At 31.7% G+C, this 6626-nt stretch carries 6 protein-coding genes; 1 reads left to right on the forward strand and 5 read right to left on the reverse strand.

Annotated features, from left to right (window positions below):
* Positions 1 to 146: 146 nt before the first annotated feature.
* From KE503_RS07145 to KE503_RS07165, 5 genes are all read right to left on the reverse strand, one after another.
* Complete coding sequence (locus KE503_RS07145) at positions 147 to 1325, reverse strand: tyrosine-type recombinase/integrase (protein WP_212384847.1); 1179 nt, start codon at positions 1323 to 1325, stop codon at positions 147 to 149.
* 89 nt (positions 1326 to 1414) lie between these two features.
* Positions 1415 to 2734, reverse strand: coding sequence for an FtsK/SpoIIIE domain-containing protein (locus KE503_RS07150; RefSeq protein ID WP_117944952.1), 1320 nt, complete (start codon positions 2732 to 2734; stop codon positions 1415 to 1417).
* Positions 2731 to 3702, reverse strand: a complete 972-nt coding sequence (locus KE503_RS07155) for a viral replication protein (protein ID WP_212384848.1) — start codon at positions 3700 to 3702, stop codon at positions 2731 to 2733. The genes KE503_RS07150 and KE503_RS07155 overlap by 4 nt, the downstream gene beginning before the upstream one ends.
* Before the next feature lie 110 nt (positions 3703 to 3812).
* Complete coding sequence (locus KE503_RS07160) at positions 3813 to 4142, reverse strand: hypothetical protein (RefSeq protein ID WP_055197750.1); 330 nt, start codon at positions 4140 to 4142, stop codon at positions 3813 to 3815.
* Positions 4143 to 4830: 688 nt separating this feature from the next.
* Positions 4831 to 5403: a hypothetical protein gene (locus KE503_RS07165; protein WP_147340826.1), complete on the reverse strand. Its 573-nt coding sequence runs from the start codon at positions 5401 to 5403 to the stop codon at positions 4831 to 4833.
* A 472-nt stretch (positions 5404 to 5875) separates the two neighbouring features.
* Here KE503_RS07165 and KE503_RS07170 point away from each other — a divergent pair, with 472 nt between their 5' ends.
* Positions 5876 to 6460 (forward strand): hypothetical protein, encoded by a 585-nt coding sequence (locus tag KE503_RS07170; protein WP_055197748.1) that lies wholly within the window; start codon positions 5876 to 5878, stop codon positions 6458 to 6460.
* Positions 6461 to 6626: the final 166 nt, after the last annotated feature.

Genomic DNA, 6626 nt, shown 5'->3' on the forward strand with positions numbered 1-6626 from the left:
ATCATTACCTTGCCAAGGTCGAGACCGCGGGTTCGAGCCCCGTCTATCGCTTTCGGTTAAAAGTCTCGAAACCACGCATTTATGCGGGTTTCGGGATTTTTTCATTTCTATGTTTTCTTGCGATTTTGCATAAATTTGCATAAACTCTATAAAGTTTCCAGATATTGTAAAGAATTTTCGTTATCAATACCAATCTTTATATAATATTTTTGCGTTGTGGCAATGTCTGAATGTCCCATCAGTTTTTGTAGTTCATAGATTGACATTCCTTTTAATGCAAGTTCGGTACAAAAAGTCTTTCGTAAACAATGGATACCGCCATTACCTGAATCTAAATCAAGACGTTTCCATAATCTGCGATACTTTTGTTCAAGGATACTGGCAGTGATACGTTGACCGTCAGTGTTGACAAAAAGCCAATCTGTATGGATGTTATGTTCTTTTTGCCAATCCTTTAATAGATGTAAGACTTTCAAAGCATTTTTGGACAATGGAAGATTATGTCTTGAATTTTTGGTTTTGACATCTCCAATGATATAATCATAACCTTTGATTTTTTCGCCTTGCTCATTGCGTTTGGAATGACGACTCTCCGCACGACGAATGGAAATAATTCCTTTCTTGAAAGAAATATCAGACCATTTCCATGCGACTACCTCGCCAGCACGAGCACCAGTATAAGCATCCAGTAAGATGGCGAAAGCAGTTGAATATTTTGGAAAATCTTCAATTTCTCGAAAAAGTTCCTTTTGTAAAAGTTTAAATTCAAAGGAATTTAAAACAGATTCTTCAACATCTTTATCGTATTCTCGAACAAAATAAGAGTCAGGAATTGAAAATTCAGTCATCGGATTATTTACACGATAATCTTTGGAAACAGAACGATGAAATACCTCTTTTAAGATATTCAATATTTTTTGAGTCTGCTTACGAGTCATTTTTTTATTTACGATAGGGTAAACAAAATCTTCAATGTCGCCTAAAGAATATTGACTTATTGGTTTTTGAATAAAAGGATTATTCGCAAAATAAGTATTCCATGTACAATCCCACCTGTCACGAGTTGAATTGCTTTCTGTTCCAAATCTTAATGAGTAATAATCAAAATATAAATCTTCAAAGGTAGATTCATTTGCATGGTAATGTTTAATTACTGCTTTATCTAATGCTTGTTTAGTTGGTTTAGATAGTAGTTTACGATGATTTTTATATGCTTCATCATAAACATATACAAGATATCTTCCAGAGGTTTTATCCTTTCGCCAGTTGTGACCTTTTGTATTATAAAATTCCTCTAAAAATTTTTTTTCTGTTAAAGTTTGCATTTCTTTTTTAACAGGGTTCTCTTCAGGAATAATTATAACAGGTCTGAACAGTTGGCGAAAGTAGATTGATAAAAGTTCTTCCCTAGTTGTTATTGTTCCGTGTGCATACGACCACCGCCTTGTATGTCTGTTGTTTCATCAAAAAGGTATGCCTTGAATAATGTGCCATCTTGATTTAGAAACAATCCTTTTGAATCTGATGGAATATATGTCGAGGCATCGGTATTATCAAGAATAATCTGACTTAAAACTTGGTCAGCACGTCCGCAGATTTTATAACTGATATTATTTTTTATCTGTCCACTAATGATATTAGCGTCTGGACGTTGTGTTGCAAGAATCAAATGAATTCCGAATGCTCGACCTAAACGTGCTAGACTACTTAGCTGATTTTGAATTTTTTTAATTGGCTCTTTTTCTCTCGGTGATAATCCAGTGGTATCAAGAAGTTCTGCCAATTCATCACAAGCGAATATAATTCGCTTGTGTTTGATGAGTTCATGATTGTTGTATTCAGAGATGTTTTTATAACCATTTTTGGCATATAATTTTTTCCTGTTTTCTAGTTCAGAAATGATTTCATCTAGTTTTTTTGTCGTATTTGAGATGTCAGTAACAAACATACAATGATTTTCCCAGATACGTCCAAAATCGACACCGCCTTTAAAATCTGCGATATTAACAATAAATCCGTTATTGATGCACTGCATTAGTATTAGCTTTAAAAGCAATGTCTTTCCTGAACCTGTTGCTCCACCAATGAGGATATGAGGATAATCATTTAAAGAGACATATATTTTATTAAATAAAGACTCTCCTATTAAGAGAGAGCCTTTATTTTGTGGATGATTTTCGTCATTCCAATAAATATCTTTACTATAATCAAATTTTCCATGACATGCGTTAATAATAATTTGCCGATTATTTTTTCCAATTTTAATTGAAGAAATAGAAATATTTAATATACTTTCCAACTCTTCTTTATGATTTTGCCAATATGAAAAAGGTATACCAACATTGTCAAAAATTAATTGGATTGAATTATCTATACATTCCTGCGATATCAATATAGGCGGAATGTTAGCAGAATTTTTAAATCCTATTGAGAAAAACAAATCATAGTATTTTCTGTCAAGAAATCCATCGCTGTATTTAAAAAATAAAACTAATAAAAGTAGTCCTCCAAATACTAGCATAGAAACCTTAGATTCCATCATTTTGATAGAATTATTAACGGTAACATTGATAAAAAGATTGCAAAATAACATAATGATTATATACATAAAGAATACTTTTTGCACTTTGAAATCATTTCTTAATCTTCGCATAAATGTTTGTATACGATATGCAATTCTTAAGGGGATATAATTATCCCCTAATTGTTGTTGAGTCCTGTTTTTTTGTGTCATAGCAGATACTCCTTCTTGTCATGGTCAATAATTATGGTAGATACGCCATTACGTTTGAACTCCTTAATAGATGTGATACGTCGAATAAAAGCGTTCCATGTTTCTTTATCATAAGCTTGATAATCAGCGTATTGAGCATCTAGGGGCAGATTTGACACAATATAGACATTGCTATAACATGCAATGTGGTCATTATATCTGGCCGGAAGTTGCAATGGGTAAATGTCTAATATATTGAGCATTTCCGGTAAGGAAATCTGCGAATGGTATTCTTCAAATACCAATGTATTTTGGCCATGGTAGGAATCAAATTTTGTCGAATTTAATTTGTTACCATAACTTGTGATACGGCAGATGTCAAGCGGAGAATGGTGGTCAAATATATAGTGACTTTTCCCAGCACCAGTACTACCGAAGATGTACGTGACATTTAACTCACGATTAACACGTGAGTATTTATCAGACAGTAGAGTCTCTCGCAATACATTAATATCGTTTGTTTTGAACGCATAATTTGGATTGCTAAGAATGATTTCACTCGTTGTCATGCCAGACTGAATTAACTCAATTAATTTACTCTTTTGTGGATTAGTTTCTTTCCCTTCTGCTGGGATTGTTCCCCATTCCTGAAAACTGCCTTTTATGCTAGTTTCTGCTTTTTCCGTTGATGCCCATTTTCCCTCTTTTAAGAGATAAGCACGGTTTTCGGCGCAAGTTCCGAGAGCTTTATCTAAATGACTCATTGGGAATCGCTTTTTAGCCGTTGAAAATCGGATTGGGGAGTGACTGTAAATGAATATATGCATGTGTTCAGAACCTGTTTTTGCAATCTCACGGCAGAAACAATAGTAATCTACTGTCATTAAGCCTTGCAATACAGAATGAACATATTCATTTGATAAGCCACATTGAGATGGTTTTTGAATGGTAAATAACCATTTTCGTGATTGAGAATTTGGATTCTTCATTCAATTATCACTCCTTTCTATATGTGTGATGCTACAAGCTACTTGTAACGTAAAAGGTAATACTACCTTTTACGCTAAGATAGTAGAAAGGGATTAGACATCCCTTTCTACTATCCTTTCTTGTAGGTCTGTATGTTAGTAGCCGTGGCGGATATCTCGTAAGTGCCAGTTTTCCATTGATAATAAACATGAAGTTCAAGATTTTCAAATTGGACTGGAAGTCCACCTTCATCTTCATTAAAAGGAATACGCTGGTCGCCTGCAATTTTGACAAATAGTCGTTCATATTTGCGTTGACAGAGAACGATTTCGTAACGATAACCCTCAATCTTATCTACTTTTTTTCCATCCTCATATTTATAATAAGGACGGATGCCAATGAGTATAAGTTCTGTACCTACTGTTTTGACGGCATCAATACAGACGTTCAGTATATTCATGATTACCCCCTTTCGTTTGATTGTGCTAATTGACTTGTAACTCTAACATCGATGTTGAGCTTAGTTTAACGCATATTGATTATTCATATTGAGTAAAAAAAACTTTATTTTGTATATAAATTAATACAATTTAAAAAGGCAAATTTTAAGAATTGTAGATAATAAAATAAATAAGTATGTTTGTAAAATATGAATAAGAATAGATTTGTGTTATTATTGACATGAAGAAAAATAATTTATAATAGATTATCAATTAGAAATATCGGAGGAATTGATATGGCAAAAATAAAAGAAATGATATTGGGTATAGGCATATTAAGTGCTGTGGGAGTATATAATTTTATTTAAAAAAAAGAAGCTCCTAAGTATAGTTATGAAAGAATAAAAAAATTAACGGATAAGGAATGGGAAATAGAAAGAAAAATTGTACAAGATAAGTACAGAAATCCTCAATATGATATTGATAAGAGAGTAGAATTTTGGAATATATTGAAATTATATGATAAAGTAAGAAGTGATAAGTATTGGAATGGTAAAAAGCCACAAGGACCAGCTTACCATCGGGAACATGGTTTTGGTTTATATAAACCAGATTAAGATTTAAAATTATAATAAATACAGCTATATATTAATTAAAAATATATAGCTGTATTTATATATAAAGAATATCATTTTGTTCTTGTTTCTGTTACTTTTTATTTCGGTCTCTTGGATATAATGCACCTAAATGATGAATTTGTGAATAAAGGTCAGCCTGATATAATCTTTCGTGAACGTCAGAAACTTCTAATGAATGACCAGACTTGATACAGTATTTACGCAAAAGTTTTGCAAACTCCTCACATTGATATGCATCAGATGATAAATCATATCCCCAAGCAAGATACCAGTCATATGCGTCCTCAAAAGTAAGAGAAAGTGCAATTGATAACCGAAATAGAGCCGCTGGTGTTACTTTATAATGGTCTCCATTAAATAATGCTTTTAATTTTTTATCATTTTCGTGTACAGTAGAACGTAAACAAAGAAGTTTTTTATCTTCTGTTACAATTTGATATTTCCGGTTTCCTTTTGCATTTCGTTTTAAGACAATTTTGTAATTGTGAGAAATCAAAAAGTATAATCCTATTTTTAAATTGTTTCTTTTTTCGTTTTTTATCAATGCAAGTGACTGCATTGAGTTGATTTTTTCATTAATGTTAATTAATCTTGAATTGTGTTTAGAAGCAACGTTTTGTACATAGGAAGCAAATTCTTCCATATACATATATAGTAGTAATGTTGCGATTGACAGACAGGCAGTTGATAGTTATATAAATTAAATGATATGCTAATATTAAGTATAAATTGATGTCGACAATAGAAAATTTTATCATAAAAACCTCCTTTCGTAGAGCCTGTCAAGGATTCAAGAATTTTCCTTTCTGAAAACAAAAAAGCAATCAATAATTTGATTGCTTTTTATATATATAAATATAATTTGATTCTAAAATAATAAAGTAAAAATTCTTGATTAGAAAGGCGGCAAACCCCAGCTCTCTACTGCCGACAAAGACTAATAGCATATCCTCTATCTACTAGTATCTACAGTCTAAATCATTTTGATAAAAAAATCAATACCATTAAAACAATTAGTTTTGTATATAATAATAAACAAAAAACTATTGACATAAAAAATTGGTAGGACTAATATGGTTGATGAAATAACAATCTAGCAATAGGGAGGGACATCTATGAATTTTAAATTTCAAAAGAATGTAGCAATTGTTTTATCTTCAGTTATTATTGGAACTACGGCTCTTTCAGGAGTTAATGTTTATGCTGATGAAATTACAGCAACGGAGGAAGATGTATCGTTGAATGATGATATTTTTAATGAAAATGATATCATATACGGAATAAGTACACAATCATCTGATGCAGAAACTACATTAACTAAAAGTGAAATGAGTGCATTTGCTCAAGCCTTTAATGATTCATTAAAGGAAGATAATATCAATGTGAGTAATGGCTATGGAAGAGGGGTAAAATCAAAGGCTGCAAAGATAGCAGCTAAAGCAATGTTAAAAAAACTTAAACATATAGGAGCTAAAGCATTTGAGAAGGCAATTCGAAAGGCTGCAAAAAAATTACCAAAAGCAGCAGCAGAAAAGGTTGAGAAGTATCTTACATATCAAAAAGTATCAGCAGTTCTTAATATCGCAGCTAATGCAGAGGGGACAATTACAGACGCAATTCAGCATGCATTACAAAAAGTAGGAATTCCAAAAACATTTGCAGGAATAGGAGCGAGATTAATTGTATTTGTTTTGTTTTAGGTAGGTGAAATGAATTGAAAAATAAAAAAAATAATAGATATTTAATTATAGGAATTGGTTATCTTATTTTATTTTTTATTGTTCTAACTCCAGATATTAATAATGCAGTAGGAAGAGGAATACAAGCATTATTATTTTGTATTTTAGGATATAGATGTGAGGAAAA

This window comes from Anaerostipes sp. Marseille-Q3525 (genome assembly GCF_018223505.1).
Taxonomy (GTDB): domain Bacteria; phylum Bacillota; class Clostridia; order Lachnospirales; family Lachnospiraceae; genus Anaerostipes; species Anaerostipes amylophilus.

Bases quoted from the DNA above. Each gene is read 5' to 3' on its own strand.
- KE503_RS07145 (WP_212384847.1), bottom strand. From the start codon at position 1,325: ATGCAAACTTTAACAGAAAAAAAATTTTTAGAGGAATTTTATAATACA.
- KE503_RS07150 (WP_117944952.1), bottom strand. From the start codon at position 2,734: ATGACACAAAAAAACAGGACTCAACAACAATTAGGGGATAATTATATC.
- KE503_RS07155 (WP_212384848.1), bottom strand. From the start codon at position 3,702: ATGAAGAATCCAAATTCTCAATCACGAAAATGGTTATTTACCATTCAA.
- KE503_RS07160 (WP_055197750.1), bottom strand. From the start codon at position 4,142: ATGAATATACTGAACGTCTGTATTGATGCCGTCAAAACAGTAGGTACA.
- KE503_RS07165 (WP_147340826.1), bottom strand. From the start codon at position 5,403: ATGGAAGAATTTGCTTCCTATGTACAAAACGTTGCTTCTAAACACAAT.
- KE503_RS07170 (WP_055197748.1), top strand. From the start codon at position 5,876: ATGAATTTTAAATTTCAAAAGAATGTAGCAATTGTTTTATCTTCAGTT.